At 66.1% G+C, this 18,759-nt stretch carries 16 protein-coding genes; 9 read left to right on the top strand and 7 right to left on the bottom strand.

Features of this window, described 5'->3' with window-relative positions; all coding sequences use genetic code 11:
• Positions 1 to 11: 11 nt before the first annotated feature.
• Positions 12 to 2,252: a heavy metal translocating P-type ATPase gene (locus BLQ85_RS09115; protein WP_139200935.1), complete on the bottom strand. Its 2,241-nt coding sequence runs from the start codon at positions 2,250 to 2,252 to the stop codon at positions 12 to 14.
• 93 nt (positions 2,253 to 2,345) lie between these two features.
• Between BLQ85_RS09115 and cadR the strand changes: the two genes are divergently transcribed.
• The 9 genes from cadR to BLQ85_RS09160 all read left to right on the top strand — a co-directional run bounded on the left by cadR (position 2,346) and on the right by BLQ85_RS09160 (position 11,759).
• Entirely contained in the window at positions 2,346 to 2,855 is a 510-nt protein-coding gene (gene cadR / locus BLQ85_RS09120) for a Cd(II)/Pb(II)-responsive transcriptional regulator (protein WP_074576785.1), read from the top strand.
• 82 nt (positions 2,856 to 2,937) lie between these two features.
• On the top strand, positions 2,938 to 3,657 hold the full coding sequence (locus BLQ85_RS09125; RefSeq protein ID WP_074576086.1) for a TetR/AcrR family transcriptional regulator: 720 nt from the start codon (positions 2,938 to 2,940) through the stop codon (positions 3,655 to 3,657).
• A gap of 2 nt (positions 3,658 to 3,659) precedes the next feature.
• Positions 3,660 to 4,544 carry an SDR family oxidoreductase gene (locus BLQ85_RS09130; protein ID WP_074576088.1) on the top strand — a complete coding sequence of 295 codons (885 nt, stop codon included), beginning with the start codon at positions 3,660 to 3,662 and terminating at the stop codon, positions 4,542 to 4,544.
• Positions 4,541 to 6,154 carry an acyl-CoA carboxylase subunit beta gene (locus tag BLQ85_RS09135; protein WP_074576090.1) on the top strand — a complete coding sequence of 538 codons (1,614 nt, stop codon included), beginning with the start codon at positions 4,541 to 4,543 and terminating at the stop codon, positions 6,152 to 6,154. The genes BLQ85_RS09130 and BLQ85_RS09135 overlap by 4 nt, the downstream gene beginning before the upstream one ends.
• 34 nt (positions 6,155 to 6,188) lie before the next feature.
• On the top strand, positions 6,189 to 7,367 hold the full coding sequence (locus BLQ85_RS09140) for an acyl-CoA dehydrogenase family protein (protein ID WP_074576092.1): 1,179 nt from the start codon (positions 6,189 to 6,191) through the stop codon (positions 7,365 to 7,367).
• Positions 7,368 to 7,370: 3 nt separating this feature from the next.
• Positions 7,371 to 8,162 carry an enoyl-CoA hydratase/isomerase family protein gene (locus tag BLQ85_RS09145; RefSeq protein WP_074576094.1) on the top strand — a complete coding sequence of 264 codons (792 nt, stop codon included), beginning with the start codon at positions 7,371 to 7,373 and terminating at the stop codon, positions 8,160 to 8,162.
• Positions 8,159 to 10,099, top strand: coding sequence for an ATP-binding protein (locus tag BLQ85_RS09150; RefSeq protein WP_074576096.1), 1,941 nt, complete (start codon positions 8,159 to 8,161; stop codon positions 10,097 to 10,099). The genes BLQ85_RS09145 and BLQ85_RS09150 overlap by 4 nt, the downstream gene beginning before the upstream one ends.
• Positions 10,096 to 11,271 carry an acyl-CoA dehydrogenase family protein gene (locus BLQ85_RS09155; protein WP_074576098.1) on the top strand — a complete coding sequence of 392 codons (1,176 nt, stop codon included), beginning with the start codon at positions 10,096 to 10,098 and terminating at the stop codon, positions 11,269 to 11,271. The genes BLQ85_RS09150 and BLQ85_RS09155 overlap by 4 nt, the downstream gene beginning before the upstream one ends.
• The gene (locus BLQ85_RS09160) at positions 11,268 to 11,759 is read left to right on the top strand and encodes a thioesterase family protein (protein WP_074576100.1); all 492 of its coding nucleotides are present in this window, start codon (positions 11,268 to 11,270) and stop codon (positions 11,757 to 11,759) included. The genes BLQ85_RS09155 and BLQ85_RS09160 overlap by 4 nt, the downstream gene beginning before the upstream one ends.
• 102 nt (positions 11,760 to 11,861) lie before the next feature.
• Here BLQ85_RS09160 and otsA read toward each other — a convergent pair whose 3' ends face one another.
• The 6 genes from otsA to BLQ85_RS09190 form a co-directional block, all read right to left on the bottom strand.
• Entirely contained in the window at positions 11,862 to 13,244 is a 1,383-nt protein-coding gene (gene otsA / locus BLQ85_RS09165; RefSeq protein ID WP_074576102.1) for an alpha,alpha-trehalose-phosphate synthase (UDP-forming), read from the bottom strand.
• Between the two features lie 115 nt (positions 13,245 to 13,359).
• Positions 13,360 to 15,219 (bottom strand): glycoside hydrolase family 15 protein, encoded by a 1,860-nt coding sequence (locus BLQ85_RS09170; protein WP_074576104.1) that lies wholly within the window; start codon positions 15,217 to 15,219, stop codon positions 13,360 to 13,362.
• Positions 15,216 to 16,043: a trehalose-phosphatase gene (gene otsB / locus BLQ85_RS09175; protein ID WP_074576787.1), complete on the bottom strand. Its 828-nt coding sequence runs from the start codon at positions 16,041 to 16,043 to the stop codon at positions 15,216 to 15,218. The genes BLQ85_RS09170 and otsB overlap by 4 nt, the downstream gene beginning before the upstream one ends.
• Positions 16,044 to 16,098: 55 nt before the next feature.
• The gene (locus tag BLQ85_RS09180; protein WP_074576105.1) at positions 16,099 to 17,394 is read right to left on the bottom strand and encodes a multifunctional CCA addition/repair protein; all 1,296 of its coding nucleotides are present in this window, start codon (positions 17,392 to 17,394) and stop codon (positions 16,099 to 16,101) included.
• A 98-nt stretch (positions 17,395 to 17,492) separates the two neighbouring features.
• On the bottom strand, positions 17,493 to 17,798 hold the full coding sequence (locus BLQ85_RS09185) for an NIPSNAP family protein (RefSeq protein WP_074576107.1): 306 nt from the start codon (positions 17,796 to 17,798) through the stop codon (positions 17,493 to 17,495).
• Between the two features lie 13 nt (positions 17,799 to 17,811).
• Positions 17,812 to 18,495 carry a glutathione S-transferase family protein gene (locus tag BLQ85_RS09190; protein ID WP_074576109.1) on the bottom strand — a complete coding sequence of 228 codons (684 nt, stop codon included), beginning with the start codon at positions 18,493 to 18,495 and terminating at the stop codon, positions 17,812 to 17,814.
• Positions 18,496 to 18,759 lie beyond the last annotated feature (264 nt).

The raw sequence follows: 18,759 nt of genomic DNA on the forward strand, positions 1-18,759 counted from the left end.
TCATGCGGTTCTCAAGGCCGCTGCCGTTGCTGCTGGCGCAGCAGCCGCAAACCGTTGCCCACCACCAGCAGGCTGGCGCCCATGTCGGCGAACACCGCCATCCACATCGTGGCCGTGCCGAAGACGGCCATCACCAGGAAGATACTTTTGATGCCCAGCGCCAGGCTGATGTTCTGCCACAGGATGGCGTGCGTGCGCCGCGACAGGCGCACGGTTTCGGCCACGCGCTCCAGCTGGTCGTTCATGATGACCACGTCGGCCGCTTCCATGGCGGTGTCGGCGCCGGCCCCGCCCATGGCGAAGCCGATGTCGGCCTGGGCCAGCGCGGGCGCGTCGTTGATACCGTCGCCCGCCATGCCGGTGGCGCCGTAGCGCTGCTGCATTTCGCGAATCGCCTCAAGTTTGGCTTCGGGCAACAGGTCGCCGCGGGCGTCTTCAATGCCGGCCTGGGCCGCAATCGCGCGCGCCGTGGCGGCGTTGTCGCCGGTCAGCATCACGGGCGTGACGCCCAATGCCTTGAGGTCGGCAATCGCCTGGCGCGAGCTTTCCTTGAGGGTGTCGGCCACCGCGAACAGGGCCAGCACGCGGCTTTCTTCGGCCAGCAGGGTCACGGTGCGGCCCTGCTGTTCGTGGCGGGCCAGCTCGGCTTCCAGCTCCACGCCGCACAAATCCATTTCATGGATCAGGCGGTGGTTGCCCAGCACCAGGCGCCGGCCGCCGGCCACACCCGAGGTGCCGCGACCCGGCAAGGCCTTGAAGTCCTGCACATCGGCGGCCTCGCTCTTCAAGCCGGCCGCGATCGCCTTGGACACCGGATGGTCGGAGCGCGCGGCCATGCCGGCGGCCAGCTGCGTGAGGTTCGCGGGGCCGGCGCTGCCCCAGGCGCGCCAGTCCACGAGTTGCGGCTTGCCCTCGGTGATGGTGCCGGTCTTGTCGAGCGCGACGGCCTTGAGCAGGCGCGCCTGCTCAAGGTAGGTGCCGCCCTTGACCAGGATGCCGCGCCGCGCGGCGGCCGACAGGCCGCTGACGACGGTGACCGGCGTGGAAATCACCAGCGCGCAGGGGCAGGCAATCACCAGTAGCACGAGGGCCTTGTAGAGCGACTCCTGCCAGCTTAAGGCAGCGAGCAGCGGCATCAGCACCGCGACCGCAACGGCGATGGCAAACACCGCGGGTGTGTAAACGGCTGCAAAGCGATCGACAAAACGTTGCGTGGGCGCGCGGCTGCCCTGGGCTTGCTCGACGGCATGGATGATGCGGGCCAGCGTGGTGTTGCCGGCCGATGCGGTGACGCGGATGCTGATCTCGCCGGTTTCGTTGATGGTGCCGGCAAACACCGCGTCGCCGATTTCCTTGTCGACCGGAATGCTCTCGCCGGTGATGGGCGCCTGGTTGATGGCACTGCTGCCCTGGGTGACCACGCCGTCCAGCGGCACGCGCTCGCCGGGGCGTATGCGCAGCACAGCCTGCAGCGGCACGGCGGCCACCGGCGTGACGGCCCAGGCGCCGTCCTCGCTTTGCATCAGCGCCTGTTCGGGCGCCATGTCCAGCAGGCCCTTGATCGCGTTGCGGGCGCGGTCCACCGCGCGCGCTTCGATCAGCTCGGCAATGGCGTACAGCGCCATCACCATCGCGGCTTCCGGCCACTGGCCTATCAGGAAGGCGCCGGTGACGGCCACCGCCATCAGCGCGTTGATGTTGAGCTTGCCGCGCAGCAGGGCGGCCAGGCCTTTTTGGTAGGTGTCCAGGCCGGCCAGGGCAATGGCCAGGGCCGCCACTGCCATGCCGGCGATTTTCCAGGCCAGCAGGTCCGGGGCGAAAAAGGACAGGGCCTCGGCGCCCGCGGCCAGCGCCAGGGCCGTAACCAGGCGGGTGGCGCCGCCAAAACTGCCGCCGTGGCTGTGGTCATGGCCTTCATGGCTGTCCGCTTGCGGGGCGGCGGACTGAGCCGGCTGCGGGTCAAAGCCGGCTTTGCGAATTGCGTCCAGGGCAGGCGCATAGGCTTCCTCGCCGGCATCTATGCGCAGCGTGCGCGCCCCCAGCTGGAAGCCCAGCGAGCGTATGCCGGCGATGGGCTCCAGCGCGCGGCGTATGTCCGATTCCTCGGCGCTGCAGTCCATGGTGGCGATGCGAAATAGCCGGCCCGCGGCGCCGGCTGCCATGGGGGTCGGGGCATGTGCGGCATGAGCGCCGCCACAGCAGTCGCCGGTAGGGGCATCCAGGGTGGAAACAAGGTGTTTTTCAGATTTCATGGCTTAATTGGAAACCCTGTAGCGGCCTTAGAGTCAAGCGAGACTCCAGCAGTGACCCTACAGCGATGTGGGGCAGTGTTCAAGGAGGTCGCCATGAAAATCGGAGAACTGGCCAAAACCGCGCAGACCCAGACGGAAACCATACGCTACTACGAGCGCGAGGGCTTGCTGCCCGAAGCGGCGCGTACCGGCTCGAACTACCGCATTTACGACGAAAGCCATGTGCAGCGCCTGGCCTTCATACGCCACTGCCGCTCGCTGGACATGACGCTGGCCGAGATCCGCACGCTGCTGAACTTCAAGGACGCACCTGCCGGCAGCTGCACCGACGTCAACACCTTGCTTGATGAACACATCCACCACGTCGCCACGCGCATACGCGAGCTCAAGGCGCTGGAAAAAGACCTGAAGCTGCTGCGCGAGCAATGCGCCAGCGGCCAGGCCGCCGGCGACTGCGGCATCCTCAGCGGCCTGGAAAAAGCCGCGCTGCAGCAAAGCCGGAACCGCACGCCGGCGGAGCGCGGCGATGCGGCGCACATCCACGGCGCGCACCCGCAGGTAGGCGCCCCTGCCGGTGGCAAGGCGGGCGGCCCACACAAGTGACCTGGTGAGGAAAGCCGGCCTTCGGTATTTTTACAAAGCGCTTGCTTGCTAAAAATATTGGATTTTGCTATGGTCCGTCCTTATGGACAAACCCGCCGCGCGTTCGCGTACCGCCGCACGCGCCCCTCGCCCTTCACAAACCCTTGCCGCCGCCGCTGAAAAGCGCCCGCGCGGCCGCCCGCGCAAAACCCTGGACGAGCGCGATGACGGCAACCGCCGGCTCGAGCTCATCACGGCCGCCGCCCGGCTGTTCCGCAAAAAAGGCTTTGACGCCACCAGCACGCGCGACATCGCGGCCGCCGTCGGCATGCACAGCGGCTCGCCCTTCTACCACTTCAAAAGCAAGGGCGCGCTGCTCCATGCGGTGATGGAGGAGGGCATGCGCTCGGCCCTGCAGCGCCAGGCCCAGGCGCTGCAATCGGCCGCGCTGCCCGACGGCGATGCGCCGGCGCTGCTGCGGCTGCTGGTGCGCAACCACTTCGGCGTGCTGCTGGGCCCCGGCAGCGATTTCATCCCGGTGATGCTTTATGAGTCACGTTCCATCACGGCCCGCCAGCGCGCCGTGCTGACCAAGCTGCAAGGCGACTATGAAGCCGTCTGGGAGCCCGTGCTCCAGGCCCTGGCGCGGGCGGGGCAGCTCAAGGGCCCGGTGAAGCTGGCGCGCCTCTTGATGTTCGGCGCGCTCAACTGGTCGGTGCAGTGGTTTGACCCCAGGCAATCCGCCACGCTGGACGACCTCACCGACGCGGCCATGGCGCTTTTTATCCACGCTCCCGCGCAGGGCAAACCCTCAAAGGCTTAGGCATGAGCTACCAATCCGTTTTCCGGCCGGGCCTGTTTGCCGGCCAGGTCATCGTCGTCACCGGCGGCGGCTCGGGCATAGGGCGCTGCATCGCGCACGAACTCGCCGCGCTGGGCGCGCATGTGGTGCTCATAGGCCGCAAGATCGACAAGCTGCATGGCGTGGCCGGCGAAATCGTGGCGCAGGGCGGGCGGGTCAGCTTCCACCCCTGCGACATACGCCAGGAAGAAGCCGTCAGGACCACCATCACCGCCGTCGTGGCGGCCCAGGGCCGTATCGACGGCCTTGTCAACAATGCCGGCGGCCAGTACATCACGCCGCTGGAAGCCATCAGCGCCAAGGGCTGGGAAGCCGTCATCAACACCAACCTCACGGGCGGCTTCCTGATGGCGCGCGAGTGTTACCTGCAGGCCATGCGGGACAAGGGCGGCAGCATTGTCAACATCGTGGCCGACATGTGGGGTTCCATGCCCAACATGGGCCACAGTGGCGCGGCGCGCGCCGGCATGGTGAGCTTCACCGAGACCGCCGCGGCCGAATGGGCCAAAAGCGGCGTGCGCGTGAACGCGGTGGCGCCGGGCTACATCGCCTCCAGCGGCATGGACCACTACCCGCCCGAGGCCGGCCCCATGCTGCGCGAGATGCGAAACACCGTGCCGCTGGGTCGCTTCGGCACCGAAAGCGAAACCTCGGCGGCCGTGGTGTTCTTGCTCAGCAAGGCCGCGAATTTCATCAGCGGCAGCACGCTGCGCGTGGACGGCGCCAGGCCTCAGGTGCGCATGGGCTGGCCCATGCAGCAGCCCGATGCCGAGGCCTTGCAGCGCGAAACCATCAAGCCCTTTGACGGCTTTCACCTGGCCGAAACGCCGAAAGTCTTCCAGTCATGACGCTGTTCCAGTCCGCCTGGAATGCGCAGTCGCCGCAGGCCTTGCGGCGGCGGGGCGCCATGCTGGCGCGCATAGACGCGCTGCGCGCGCTGGAAGAACGCAGCGCCGCCGCTTCGGCGAAATCGCGCCCCGCCTTTGACAAGCGCGGTCAGCTCTTGCCGCGCGAGCGCGTGGCGCTGCTGCTGGACGCCGGCGCGCCCTGGCTGCCGCTGTGTTCACTGGCGGGCTATCTGCAGGACCACAAGGACGCGGCGCAGTCGGTGCCGGGCGGCGGCGTGGTGGCCGGCATCGGTTTTGTCAGCGGCGTGCACTGCATGGTGGTGGCCAGCGACTCGGGCATAGAGGCCGGCGCCGTGCAATCCATGGGCCTGGAAAAAATCCTGCGCGTGCAGGAGATTGCCTTGCAGGGCAAGTTGCCTTTTGTGCACCTGGTGGAAAGCGCGGGCGCCAACCTCATGCGCTACCGGGTCGAGGGTTTTGTGCAGGGCGGCGCGCTGTTCCGCAACCTGGCGCGCCTGTCGGCGGCCGGTATTCCCGTCATCACCGTGCAGCACGGCTCGGGCACGGCCGGCGGTGCCTACATGCCGGGCCTGAGTGACGTCGTCATCATGGTGCGCAACCGTTCGCGCGCCTTCCTGGCCGGCCCGCCGCTGCTGATGGCCGCCACCGGCGAAGTGGCGACAGAAGAGGAGCTGGGCGGCGCGCTGATGCACAGCGCCGTGTCCGGCCTGGGCGAGCAGCTGGCCGGGGATGACCGTGAGGCGCTGGGCCTGGCGCGCGAAGTCGTGGCGCGCACTGGGTGGGCGCAAGCCGCCGCCAGGAACGGGGCACCAGACCCGCTGTACCCGGCGGAAGAATTACTGGGCCTGGTGCCCGACGACCTGCGCCAGCCGATGGACATGCATGAAGTGATTGCGCGGCTGGTTGACGGCTCGGATTTTTTGCCTTTCAAGGCGCTTTACGGCGCGGCCACGGTCTGCGTGCAGGCGTCCCTGGGCGGGCATGCCGTCGGCATCCTCAGCAACAACGGCCCGATTGACGTGGCCGGTGCCAACAAGGCCACCCATTTCATCCAGCTGATGTGCCAGCTGGGCCACCCCATCCTCTACCTGCAGAACACCACGGGCTATATGGTCGGCAAGGAAAGCGAGCAGGCCGGCATGATCAAGCACGGCTCCAAGATGATCCAGGCCGTCACCAACGCCACGGTGCCGCAAATCACCCTCCAGTGCGGCGCCTCCTTTGGCGCGGGCAACTACGGCATGTGCGGCCGCGGCTACGCGCCGCGCTTTCTCTTCAGCTGGCCAAGCGCCAAAACGGCCGTGATGGGCGGCGAGCAGGCCGCGCGCACCATGCAAATCGTTAGTGAGGCGGCGCTGGCGCGCAAGGGCATCGCACCCGACCCGGCCCAGTCGCAGGCCCAGTACGACAAGATCGTCGCCATGTTCGAGGCCCAGGCCGATGTGTTCTACACCTCGGGCCTGGTGCTGGACGACGGCGTGATAGACCCGCGCGACACGCGCGCCGTGCTGGTGCAGTGCCTGGACATCTGCGCCCAGGCCGAGGCACGGCAAACAAGGCCGATGCAGTTCGGCGTGGCGCGCATGTAGGCGGCGCGAAACAAAAAAAGAAACGGAGACAAAAATGCAATACAGCCACGAACACCTGGAAATCCAGAAAACCCTCAAACGTTTTATAGACGCCGAGATCAACCCGCATGTCGATGAATGGGAAGCGGCCGAGATATTTCCCGCGCACGAGGTGTTCAAACAACTCGGCAAGCTGGGCCTGCTGGGCCTGACCAAACCCGAGGAATATGGCGGTGCCGGCCTGGACTATTCCTACGGCATGGCCATGGCCGAAGCCCTGGGCCATATAGACTGCGGCGGCGTTCCCATGGCCATAGGCGTGCAGACGGACATGTGCACGCCGGCGCTGGCGCGCTTTGGCAGCGACGAGCTCAAGCGCGAGTTCCTGGCGCCCGCGATTGCCGGCGACACCGTGGGCTGCATAGGCGTGAGCGAGCCCGGCGCGGGCAGCGACGTGGCCTCCATCAAAAGCCAGGCGCGCAAGGACGGTGGCGACTATGTGATCAGCGGCCAGAAGATGTGGATCACCAACAGCCTGCAGGCCGACTGGATGTGCATGCTGGTCAACACCGGTGAGGGGCCCGCGCACAAGAACAAAAGCCTGGTGATGGTGCCCATGCGCGAAAACGGCAAACTGCGCAAGGGTATTGAAGCAGCGAAGAAGATCAAGAAGATCGGCATGAACTCGTCCGACACCGGCCTGATCTATTTCGACGAGGTGCGTGTGCCGCAGCGCTACCTGATAGGCAGCGAAGGCTCGGGCTTTGTCTACCAGATGATGCAGTTCCAGGAGGAGCGTCTCTGGTGCGCGGCCAGCTGCATACAGTCGCTGTCCAACTGCATTGAATGGACGGTGGAGTGGGCGCATGAGCGCAAGCTCTTCGGCGCCGCGCTGGCCGACCAGCAATGGGTGCAGTTCAAGCTGGCCGAGATGAAGACCGAGGTTGAAAGCCTGCGCGCCATAACTTACCGCGCCTGCGAGCTCTATGTGCAGGGCCAGGACGTGACCGAACTCGCCTCCATGGCCAAGCTCAAGGCCGGGCGGCTCAACCGCCTGGTGCCCGACACCTGTCTGCAGTTCTGGGGCGGCATGGGCTACACCTGGGAGAACAAGGTGGCGCGCATGTTCCGCGACGGTCGGCTGGCCTCCATAGGCGGCGGCGCCGACGAAGTCATGATGGGCATCATTGCCAGGATCATGGGTGTGGCCAAGTCCGCCAAGAAAGCCGCCTGAGCTATGGCCCTACTGGATGTGGTGCGCCAGGGCGCTACCGAGACCTGGACCCTGAACGATCCCGCCACCCGCAATGCCTTGAGCGAAGCGCTGGTGCGGGACCTGCAAGCCGCCTGCGAACGCGCGGCCCAAGACAGCTCGCTGCGTTTTGTCGTGCTGGCTGGCGCAGGCGGGGCATTTTGCGCGGGCGGCAGCCTGGGCGGTTTTGCCGAGGCCATAGGCCAGGCCTTGTCGCCGGGCACGCCCGACCCGCTGGCGGCGATGAACCGGCGTTTTGGCGCGCTGCTGCAATCCCTGTGCGACCTGCCGCAGGTTCTGGTGGCCGTCGTCAATGGGTCCGCGATGGGCGGTGGCCTGGGCCTGGTGTGCTGCGCCGACTTTGTGCTGGCCGGCTATCGCGCGGTGCTGGCCGCGCCCGAGGTCACGCTGGGCGTGGTGCCGGCGCAGATCGCGCCCTTTGTGCTCAGGCGCCTGGGCGACCGGGCGGCGCGCCAGTGCCTGCTCACCGGCCGCAAGTGGACGGCGTGGGAAGCGCTGCAGCTGGGCCTGGTGGACGAGGTGCATGCGGCCGACGAGCTGCCGGCGGCCTTGCAGGCGGTGCTGGCGCGCCTGGGCCAGGCCGGGCCGCGCGCGCTGGCCGCGACCAAGGAACTGCTGGCGGCATCACAGGGCCAGGGCTTGCCCGACGTGCTGGACCAGGCGGCGGTCTTGTTTGCCGGCAGCCTGCGCGGCGCCGAAGCCGCCGAAGGCCTGCGGGCTTTCTCGAGCAAGGCCACACCCGGCTGGGGCTTATGACAAGCATCACAAGCCTGCTGGTGGCCAACCGCGGCGAGATTGCCCGCCGCGTCATTCGCACGGCCCATGCCATGGGCATCAACACGGTGGCCGTGTATTCGGATGCCGATGCCAGCGCCCTGCATGTGCGCGAAGCCGGTATGGCCTGTGCGCTGGGTGGGGACAGCTCGGCCGATACCTATTTGCGGATTGACAAGCTCATTGCCGCGGCGCAAGCCTGCGGTGCCGACGCGGTGCATCCCGGCTATGGTTTTCTCAGCGAGAACGCGGCCTTTGCCGAAGCGGTGATTGCGGCGGGGTTCACGTGGGTGGGACCACCGCCGGCCGCGATACGGCAACTGGGCAGCAAGTCGGCCGCCAAACAGCTGGCACAGGCGCAAGGCGTTCCCTGCCTGCCCGGCTACCAGGGGGCGGACCAGTCGGACGCGCGTTTTGAGGCCGAGGCCGGTCGCATAGGCTATCCCGTCATGGTCAAGGCCGTGGCGGGCGGCGGCGGGCGCGGCATGCGGCTGGTAGAGGCCGCCGGGGATTTGCGGGCGGCTTTGCACAGCGCGCGTTCGGAAGCCGCGTCGGCCTTCGGCAGTGAAGAGCTGTTGATCGAAAAGGCCTTGCTGAACCCCCGCCATGTCGAGGTGCAGGTATTCGCCGACGCGCACGGCCGCTGCATCCACCTGGGTGAGCGCGATTGCTCCGTGCAGCGGCGCCACCAGAAACTCATTGAGGAAACGCCAAGCCCCGCCGTCGACGCGGCCCTGCGCGCGCGCATGTGCGGCGCCGCGGTGGCGCTGGCCCAGGCGGCGGCTTATGTGGGCGCCGGGACGGTGGAGTTTCTGCTTGAAGGCCGTGATTTCTTTTTGATGGAGATGAACACCCGCCTGCAGGTTGAACATCCGGTGACCGAGGCGGTGACAGGGCTGGACCTGGTCGAATGGCAGTTGCGTGTTGCGCGGGGCGAGGCCTTGCCGCTGGCGCAGGACGAGGTGGCGTTTACCGGCCATGCCATCGAAGTGCGCCTGTGTGCCGAGGATGAGGACTTCAGGCCGCATGCGGGCACAGTCCAGCGTTTTCGCGAGCCGGGCGGCGTACGCTTTGACCATGCATTGTTTGGCGGCCTGGTGGTAACCCCGCACTATGACTCCATGCTGGGCAAGCTGGTGGCGCATGCCGCGACGCGCGATGAGGCCGTGGACAAGCTTGTCGCGGCGCTGGGCCGCACCGAAGTGCTGGGCCTGCCGACTAACCGGGGCTTTCTGGCCCGCTGCCTGGCGCATCCGGTGTTCGGCGCCGGCGATGCCTTGATTCCTTTCCTCGCGGAGCAGGGCGCCGCTTTGCGCGAGACGTTGCAAAAAGAGCAAACGCAGGCCTTGTTGCCGCTGGGGCTCGCGGCGCTTTTCCCCGAAGTGACCGATTTGCCATGCCCATTCCCGAAGCCGCTCAGGCTGCGGCATCGCGGCGAGGTGCTGGAGTTGCGCGTGCGGGAGCAGGGCGGGGGACGGTTGGCGCTTGAAGTCGATGGACAGGCGCTACACGCGGTGGTCACGCCGGGCGCCGGCGGTGCCACCACGGTTCGTGTGGGCGGCACACAGCAGCGCGCGGCTGCCGTACGCATTCAGGGCGCCGTAGGACAGGCAGTGAGGCACTGGCATATCCAGGCGGACGGTGTCGACCTGTTTCTGGAAGACGCGAGTTTTGACGCCGCGGCCTCGGGCGGCGCGGTAGCCTCGCAGGAGCTGCGCGCGCCCTTTAACGGCAAGGTCATCACGGTGCATGCTGCACCCGGCCAGGCCGTGCGGCGCGGCGAGACCCTCTTGGTGATCGAATCCATGAAACTCGAACATTCGATCAATGCCCCGCATGATGCGGTGCTGGCGGCCGTGATGGTGGAGTCCGGCCAGCAGGCCGCGACGGGCCAGGTCTTGCTGAGGTTTGAGACATGAGCGCGCCTTGCGCCGTCCACGGTGAAGATGACGAGGCTGTCGCCGCCACGGCCGACACCGTGCGGCGCTTTGCAGAACGCGAGATCGCGCCGCATGCCACGGCATGGGACGAAGCCGGCGAGTTTCCACGCGCGCTCTATGCGCAAGCCGCCAGCCTGGGATTACTGGGCCTGGGTTATCCCGAGACGCTGGGCGGCACACCGGCCTCCTGGCGGCTGCGCAATGCAGTCACGCTGGCGCTGTGCCGTTATGGTGGCAGTGGTGGCGTCATGGCCAGCCTGTTTTCCCACAACATTGCCTTGCCGCCCGTGCTGCGCCATGGCAGCCCGGCGCTGCAGCAGAAAGTCATCACACCCGTGTTGCGCGGCGAAAAAATCGCCGCCCTGGCGATTACCGAACCCGGCGGCGGCTCGGATGTGGCCGCACTGCGCACCACGGCGCGGCGGGATGGCGGCGACTATGTGATCGACGGCGAAAAAGTTTTTATCACCTCGGGCATGCGCGCCGACTTCCTGACCGTGGCCGTGCGCACCGGTGAGGTCAAAGGTCCTGCCGGCATCTCACTGCTGGTGGTGCCGGGTGATGCGGCGGGCCTGTCGCGCAGCCCTTTGCAAAAAATGGGCTGGTGGTGTTCGGACACGGCGCAGCTGCGTTTTGATAATGTGCGTGTGCCTGCCCACTACCTGATCGGCGAAGAAGGCGCGGGCTTTCGCATGGTCATGGGCAACTTCAACGGCGAACGCCTGGCGCTGGCCGCGGCCGCGCTGGGTTTTGCCGAAGCCTGTTATGACGAGGCACTGGACTGGGCGCGCCAGCGCAAGACTTTCGGCGCGGCCCTGGTCGAGCGCCAGGCGGTGCGCCACAAGCTGGTGGACATGCAAATGCGCATTGCTTCCACCCGCGCCTGGGCCGACGCGCTGGCGCTGCGCGCCGATGCAGGTGATGAGGTTTCAGGCAACGCCGATTGGGTGGCCCAGGTCTGCCTCTTGAAGAACCACGCCACACAAACCATGCAGTTTTGCGCCGACCAGGCGGTGCAAATCCTGGGCGGCATGGGTTATATGCGCGGCACCAAAAGCGAACGCATTTACCGCGAGGTCAAGGTCATGATGATAGGCGGCGGCGCCGAGGACATCATGAAGGACCTCGCTGCACGACAATTAGGACTATGACCAAAGCACATCCTGACCCCATCGGCGCGATTGAGTTCGAGCCCGAATTCGTTGCCGGCCTTAAAGACCTGTTTGAGGAAAAAATCGTTTTTAACAAGCTGCTGGGGCTCAGGATCACCTCGATGACGGCTGAAAGGGTCACGGCCCGCATAGACATGCGCAACGAGCTGATAGGCCACTACGCTCACAATCGCATCCACGGCGGCGTGATCAGCGCCGGGCTGGACGCCATGGGCGGGCTGGCCGTGATGGCCGCCATAGGCGCGCGCCACATGGACGAGCCGCCGCTGCAGCGCCTACATCGCTTTACCAAACTGGGCACCATAGACTTGCGCATCGACTATTTGCGGCCGGGGATCAGTGAGTACTTTGAGTTACGGGCCGAGGTGATGCGGCTAGGGTCGCGCGTCGCAAGCACGCGGATGGAATTTTTGGGCGCTGATGGGAAGTTGTTTTCTACTGGGGCTGGAGCTTATATCGTTTCTTAGCCGGGTCTTGTTCCCGGCTTGCGCTCTCTCTGCTGAGGGCGGCTACCCCCGGCCAGCTGAACTCAACAAAAAGCGCAAAGGCCGAAGCAAGACCCGGCCAGACTAAGCTGGCCCCTCAAAACCTAGCGCATTCAAAAACTCCCTCCGCCACCAATGCACATCATGCTCACGAATGTTCTTGAGCAGTTTCTGGTGCCGCGCCTGACGTTCCTCCAGCGGCATCTGCAGCGCGCGCTGTATGGTGCCGGCCGTGCCGTCAATGTCGTAGGGGTTGACGAGCAGCGCGTCTTCGAGCTGCTCGGCCGCACCCGCGAAGCGCGAGAGCACCAGCACGCCCGGATCGGCCGGGTCCTGGGCGGCGATGAATTCCTTGGCCACCAGGTTCATGCCGTCGCGCAGCGGCGTGACCAGTGCCACCCGCGCCACGCGGTACAGGCCAGGCAGGCGTTTGCGCGCCACGTTGCGGTGGATGTAGCGTATCGGCATCCAGTCGAGTTCACCAAAATTGCCGTTGGTGGCACCGCACAGGCTTTCAAGTTCCTGCAACAGGTCGGTGTAGGTTCCCATGTCTTCACGGCTGGGCGCGGCGATCTGGATCAGGGTGGCGCTGCGGATGTTTTCGGGATACTTCGTCAGCAGGGCCTCAAATGCCTTCAGGCGTTGCGGCAGGCCTTTGGAGTAATCGAGCCGCTCCACACCCAGCAGCAGCTTGCGGCGTGAATACTCCTCTTTCATGCGCTCGTACATGTCGCGTGCGTCCTGCGCATGGGTAAGCGCGGCGAATTCATCCACGTCTATGCCTATCGGGAAGGCGCCCGCGCGCACGGTGCGGTGAAAGGCCCTGAAGCGGTTGCCATCCAGTGCCACGGCGCCGGCCTCGGCCTGCACGTAGCGCGAGAAGTGCAGCAGGTCGTTCTCGCTCTGGAAGCCCACCAGGTCGTAGGCGAACAGCGCGCGCATCAGCCATTCATGCTGGGGAATGGCCGCCAGTATCTGCTGCGGCGGCAGCGGGATGTGCAGGAAAAAACCGATGCGGTTGTTGCAGCCCATGGCGCGCAGCTCGGCGGCCATGGGGATCAGGTGGTAGTCGTGGATCCAGATGATGTCGTCGGGCTTGAGCAGGGGCATCAGCTTGTGCGCGAACAGCCGGTTCACGCGGCGGTAGGCCTCGATAAAACCCGTGTCGAAACGCGCCAGGTCCAGCCGGTAATGGAACACCGGCCAGAGCACGCCGTTGCTGTAGCCCAGGTAATAGCCCGCATGGTCTTCGGCCGACAGGTCCACCGTGGCGAGCTTGACGTTGCCGGCCTGCTGCACATGCAGCTCGCCTTCACCCGGCGCGCCGCCTTCGACGACGTTGCCGCTCCAGCCGAACCAGAGGCCACCGGTGGCATTGAGCGAATCGCCCAGTGCGACGGCCAGGCCGCCGGCGGCGGCCTTGCGCGGATCTGCCACGCGATTCGAGACAACAACCAAACGACTCATGACAAATAGCCCTCAGCACCAGCAGGGGCCGCGGAACCGGCTTTGCCGGGCCGCAGGCGCCAGCCCCCTGCAAGGGGGGGAGGTGCTACACGAAGTGAGCATCCGGCGGGGGTGTTCATACCTGGGATTCCCAGGGGGTTGAGAGCCTTACGGCAGCATTGATGATCCCCACCATGGAATAAGTCTGCGGAAAATTGCCCCACATCTCGCCGGTCAGGGGATGGGTGTCTTCCGACAGCAGGCCCACATGGTTGCGCGCGGCCAGCATGGTGTTGAAGATTTCGCGGGCCTGCTCCTTGCGGCCTATGCGGGCCAGCGCGTCTATGCGCCAGAAGGTGCAGATGTTGAAGGCGGTCTCGGGTTTGCCGAAATCGTCGGGTGCCTCGTAGCGGCGCATATAAGGGCCGTCGCACAAATGGGTTTCCAGCGCGTCCACCGTGGCGATGAAGCGCGGGTCCTTGGGGTCGATAAAACCGACCTCGATCATCAGCAGCACGCTGGCGTCCAGGTCGCGCCCGCCGAAGCTTTCGGCAAAGGACTGGCGCTCCTCGCTCCAGGCCTCGCGCAGTATGTGTTCCTGCATGACGGAGGCATGGCCCTGCCAGTAGGCGGCGCGCTCCGGCTGCTTGAGCACCAGCGCGATCTTGGCCAGCCGGTCGCAAGCAGCCCAGCACATCAGGGCCGACGAAGTGTGGATGCGCGCGCGCGTGCGCAGCTCCCACATGCCGGCGTCGGGCTTGTCGTAGTTGCGCACGGCCTGCTCGCCGACGTCCTCCAGCCGCTTGAACTCGGCAAGGCCCGCGCGGTGCAGCAGGCGGTGGTCGTGAAAGGACTGGGCCGCGCCCAGCACCACATTGCCGTAGACGTCGTGCTGGAAGTGCTCCTGCGCCTGGTTGCCGACGCGCACCGGGCCCATGCCTCGGTAGCCGCCCAGGTGCACCATGATGGATTCGGGCAGCTCGCGCTCCAGGCCTATGCCGTAGAGCGGCTGGATATGCCCGCCCTTGGACTGCACCACCACGTTGCTGAGCCAGCGCAGGTAGTCCTCCATGGTGCCGACTTCCGAGAGGCTGTTGAGCGCGCGCACCACAAAAAAGGCGTCGCGCAGCCAGCAGTAGCGGTAGTCCCAGTTGCGCTGGCTGCCGGGCGCCTCGGGAATGCTGGTGGTCATGGCGGCGACGATGGCGCCCGTGTCCTCAAACAGCGAAAGCTTGAGCGTGATGGCCGCGCGTATCACGGCCTCCTGCCACTCCAACGGAATGTGCAGGCGCTGGCTCCACTTCTTCCAGTAGGAGATGGTCTCCTGCTCAAACAGGCGCGCGGTGTCGGCAATGCCGTCGGTCAGCGATTCGTCGGCGCCCAGCAGGAAATTGTGCTCACGCGTCAGCACAAAAGGCTGTTTTGACAGCAGGTGGGAAAGCGAGGCGTCGGTGTTCAGGCGCAGCGTGAGTTCGTCGCCCACGTAGCGCAGGTGGTTGCTGCCCTGGGTGACCAGTGGCTTGCGCCGGCCCCAGTCGAAGCGGATGTCCAGCGCCACGCGTATGCGCGGCGCGCCGTGGATGGGCTTGACCCGGCGCACCAGCGTCATGGGCCTGAAAAAGCGCGAGCGGCTGAAAAACCGCGGCGCGAAGTCAGTGATCTCTATGCCCTGGCCGCGCTTGTCGAAGAGCTGGGTGCGCAGCACGGCGGTATTGGGCTCATACCACTGCCTGGCTTCGGCGAAGTCCTCGATCTCGATGGCGAAGGCGCTGGACTGCGAATCCTGGATGCCGGGCATGGTGGTTTCGCCTTGCTCCGGCTGGGGCTCGAGCAGCGCGTTGAAGACCGGGTCGCTGTCAAAGCGCGGCAGGCAGCACCAGACGATGCGCCCGCGCGCGTCGATCAGGGCGCTGAAGCCGCAGTTGCCGATCACACCCATGGCCAGGGACGGCTTGGCGGGCGACGTGAAATGCAGGGAGTCGGCGGCGACGTTCATGGGCGGCCTCCTGGCGCGGCGGCCGGCGCCTCATCAGTCTCCCGCGACATGCCGCCAAAGGCCGCGTGCAGCCATTCGCGCAGCGCGTCGGGCGATGCGCAGCGGTGGCGCGCCACGGTCGCGCCTTCGCCGACCTTGATGCCTTCACCGCCCAGTGACTGCACGGCGGCAAAGCCGGCTTCGTCGGTGGTGTCGTCGCCGGCGAACAGCGGCAGGCGGCCCGCAAACGGGGGCTCGCGCATGAAGGCCTTGATTGCCGATCCCTTGCTGACATTCGCTGGTTTGACTTCAAACACATACTTGCCGCACAGCAATTCGACGCCGGGTGTGCGGTCGGCGGCTTGCTGCATGACCCGCAGGCACAGCGACTCCAGTTCGGGCGCATGGCGGTAGTGCAGGGCGACGGCAGCCTGCTTGATTTCAATGCGCAGTCCGTCATGGTGAGCTGCGAACTCGGCGGTGCTGCGCGCGAGCTCGCTCAAGTCAGGTTCCGCGAGGCTGACCACCCGGCCTTGTATGTCGCGGCGCTGCGCGCCGTGCTCGCTGGCCAGGGGTAGCTGCAAGGGCGCAAGAAAGTCGTCCAGGTCGGCGAGCCTGCGGCCCGACACGATCGCCAGGGCGCCGCCCAGCTGGCCCGACAGTCGGAGCAGGGCCGGGATCACGCCCGAGACCAACTGGACCGCGTCGGGTTCGGGTGCCAGGTCGGCCAGTGTTCCGTCAAAGTCCAGGAAGAGGGCGGTCCGCGCGCCTATGGCCGGCAGCTGCCCGGAAAGTGCCGAACGCGATGAAGGCAGGGCCGGCGATGGGGAAGGTGATAACTGCATCGCCATTCACCTTAGCAGGCCCCCTGTCAAAGCGCTGTAGGCCGGCTTCGCTTTTTCAGGTTCCGGGGGGCGATGGCTGCTGCGTCGCGGTGCCGGCCAGGCTGTCCTGCACCGCTTTGACGCGCGCCTGGTGGATCACGTCGCCGATCTGCTTGCCGCCGCGTCCCGCTGCCTGCGCCTGGAGTGCCAACGGCTGCGTTTGTACCGCCTGGGCCGCGGCCAGGGCCGCCAGCAGGCGCGGGCGCTGCGGGTAGGGCGAATCGTGCAGGCCCAGTCGGCCGCGCGCGTCGCATTCGCAGGCCAGCAGGATGTCGGCAAAGCGCTGGGGCTTGCGAAATGCATCGCAGCGCTCCAGCAGCCGCACCAGGGCCGCGGCGCCCAGGCTTTCGCTGCGGTGCACATTGCCGTGCTCGCGCGCCACCACGTCGGCGATCTCGCGGCAGTCCACCGGCACGCGCAGGCGCTCGCACACCTCCTTCAACAGGCGTGCGCTGCGTTCTTCGTGGCCGATGTGGCGCGGCAAGGCCTCGGCCGGTGTCGTGCCCTTGCCCAGGTCGTGGCACAGGCAGGCAAAGCGCGCGGCCAGGGGCGCCTTGAGCTGCGCCGACATGTCCAGCACCATCATCAGGTGGATGCCGGTGTCGACCTCGGGATGGTGGGCGGCGGGCTGGGGCACACCCCAGAGGCGCGCCACCTCGGGCAGCAGCTTGTCCAGCGCGCCGCTGTCACGCAGCACCTCGAACAGGCGCGAGGGCTTGTCCTCCATCAGCCCGCGCGCGAGCTCCTGCCACACGCGTTCGGGCACCAGCGCATCGACCTCGCCCTCGGCCACCATGTCCCGCATCAGCACCAGGGTCTCGGGTGCCACCGAAAAGCCGGAAAAACGGGCGGCAAAGCGGGCCAGCCGCAAAATGCGCACCGGGTCTTCGCGGAAGGCATCGGTGACATGGCGCAGGATTTTGGCCTGGAGGTCTTTTTGCCCGCCGAAGGGGTCTATCAGCGCGGCAAAGTCGGGCTCGAAGCGGCCGGGCGCGCTGTCGCCGCGGGCTGGGGCCGCGATGGCATTGATGGTCAGGTCGCGCCGCGCCAGGTCCTGCTCCAGCGTCACGTCGGGATCGGCATGCACCGCAAAGCCGCGGTAGCCGCGCGCCGTCTTGCGCTCGGTGCGGGCCAGCGCGTACTCCTCGCGGGTCTCGGGGTGCAGGAAGACAGGGAAGTCCTTGCCCACGGGCAGGTAGCCCTGGGCCGCCAGTTCCTCGGGTGTGGCGCCCACGACCACCCAGTCGTGGTCCTGCACGGGCAAGCCCAGCAAGGCATCGCGCACCGCGCCACCGACCATGAATATTTCCATCAAGCCAGTTTAGCGGCTAGTGGCCCGATCGAAGCCGGCCCTTAGAAGCTGTTCACAGCCTAAACGCGGCCCCGTTTAGGCCGTGAACAGCTTCTTATTCAGGAAAACACCGGCCGGAAGAAGCTGCGCTCGTAGCTGACGATGCAGCCGGTGGTTTCGGCGTACTTGAAGGCAGCCAGGCAATCCTGGTCCGAAAAAGAGCGCTGGCGGTAAGTCTCGTAGGCCGCCAGGCTGTCGAAGGTGAACAGCGCCAGTGCGATGTTGTTGGCGCCTTCGCTGGGCATGAAATAGCCGTGGTGCTTGCCGCCGAATTTTTCGACCAGCGGAATCCACAGCTTGCCGTAGTGCTCGAACTCCTTGAGTTTTGCGGTGTTGAGCACGTAGCGCAGGTAAATCGTGACCATGGGAGCTCCTGCTTCAGCGTTTGACGCGGTAAGGCTCTTCAAATTCGCGGAAATCGTTTTCGGCAAGCGCGTCATTTATCCAGGCCTTGACGCCGGATAGGGCGCTGACACGCTGGATATAGGCGCTGATCTCTGCCGGCACCGGCAGCGCGTAACGGCTCAGGCGCATGCACACGGGTGCAAAAAAGGCGTCGGCAATGCTGAATTCGCCGAACAGCATGGGGCCTTTGTATTGCGCCAGCAACTCGGTCCACATGTCGACAATGCGCTGCACGTCGGCGCGCACGGCCGATTTGTCGCGCCAGATCAGCTGGCCCATGTCGGACAGGTCGGCCTCGATGTTCATGGGACAGGCCGACCGCAGCGCGCCGAAGCCGCTGTGCATCTCGGCGCAGATGCTGCGCGCCCGGGCGCGGGCCTTCACGTCCTGCGGCCAGAGTTTTTTCTCGGGAAAGCGCTCGGCCAGGTATTCGGCGATGGCCAGCGTGTCCCAGACCACAAAACCATCGTCATCCAGCGCCGGCACCCTGCCGGTCGGGTTCACGCCGCCGATTTTTTCCTTGAAGCTCGAGTTGGCGTCGAAGGAATCGAAGCGCAGCTTGATTTCCTCAAAGGGAATGCCGGCCTGCTTGAGCAGCACCCAGGGGCGCATGGACCAGGAGGAGTAGTTTTTATTGCCGATGTAGAGCTTGAGCATGGAATCCTCGTCTGCTGGTGATGAAGGCCAAAATGAAACGACTTTCGATGCTACAACCCCGCCAGCGCGCCATTGATGCAAAAAAATCGAAAAATTGATGCCGCCCGCACCGGGCGCGAGGTGAAATTCCGCCAAATCACGCTACAGTGTGCGCACTGTCAACACCGTCGGCAGCCGCTGCGGCGGTAAAAAATGAGGTTCAACCATGATTCTGGGTGATGTACTGCGGGCGCTGCTGGGGGGCTTGTTTCGGAGCCGCCGCCG

Origin of the sequence: Polaromonas sp. JS666, from assembly GCF_900103405.1 — a bacterium.
Lineage (GTDB): Bacteria > Pseudomonadota > Gammaproteobacteria > Burkholderiales > Burkholderiaceae_C > Polaromonas.

Bases quoted from the DNA above. Each gene is read 5' to 3' on its own strand.
- BLQ85_RS09135 (WP_074576090.1), top strand. From the start codon at position 4,541: ATGACGCTGTTCCAGTCCGCCTGGAATGCGCAGTCGCCGCAGGCCTTG.
- BLQ85_RS09145 (WP_074576094.1), top strand. From the start codon at position 7,371: ATGGCCCTACTGGATGTGGTGCGCCAGGGCGCTACCGAGACCTGGACC.
- BLQ85_RS09155 (WP_074576098.1), top strand. From the start codon at position 10,096: ATGAGCGCGCCTTGCGCCGTCCACGGTGAAGATGACGAGGCTGTCGCC.
- BLQ85_RS09150 (WP_074576096.1), top strand. From the start codon at position 8,159: ATGACAAGCATCACAAGCCTGCTGGTGGCCAACCGCGGCGAGATTGCC.
- BLQ85_RS09125 (WP_074576086.1), top strand. From the start codon at position 2,938: ATGGACAAACCCGCCGCGCGTTCGCGTACCGCCGCACGCGCCCCTCGC.
- BLQ85_RS09180 (WP_074576105.1), bottom strand. From the start codon at position 17,394: ATGGAAATATTCATGGTCGGTGGCGCGGTGCGCGATGCCTTGCTGGGC.
- BLQ85_RS09190 (WP_074576109.1), bottom strand. From the start codon at position 18,495: ATGCTCAAGCTCTACATCGGCAATAAAAACTACTCCTCCTGGTCCATG.
- BLQ85_RS09115 (WP_139200935.1), bottom strand. From the start codon at position 2,252: ATGAAATCTGAAAAACACCTTGTTTCCACCCTGGATGCCCCTACCGGC.
- BLQ85_RS09185 (WP_074576107.1), bottom strand. From the start codon at position 17,798: ATGGTCACGATTTACCTGCGCTACGTGCTCAACACCGCAAAACTCAAG.
- otsB (WP_074576787.1), bottom strand. From the start codon at position 16,043: ATGCAGTTATCACCTTCCCCATCGCCGGCCCTGCCTTCATCGCGTTCG.
- BLQ85_RS09140 (WP_074576092.1), top strand. From the start codon at position 6,189: ATGCAATACAGCCACGAACACCTGGAAATCCAGAAAACCCTCAAACGT.
- cadR (WP_074576785.1), top strand. From the start codon at position 2,346: ATGAAAATCGGAGAACTGGCCAAAACCGCGCAGACCCAGACGGAAACC.
- BLQ85_RS09160 (WP_074576100.1), top strand. From the start codon at position 11,268: ATGACCAAAGCACATCCTGACCCCATCGGCGCGATTGAGTTCGAGCCC.
- otsA (WP_074576102.1), bottom strand. From the start codon at position 13,244: ATGAGTCGTTTGGTTGTTGTCTCGAATCGCGTGGCAGATCCGCGCAAG.
- BLQ85_RS09130 (WP_074576088.1), top strand. From the start codon at position 3,660: ATGAGCTACCAATCCGTTTTCCGGCCGGGCCTGTTTGCCGGCCAGGTC.
- BLQ85_RS09170 (WP_074576104.1), bottom strand. From the start codon at position 15,219: ATGAACGTCGCCGCCGACTCCCTGCATTTCACGTCGCCCGCCAAGCCG.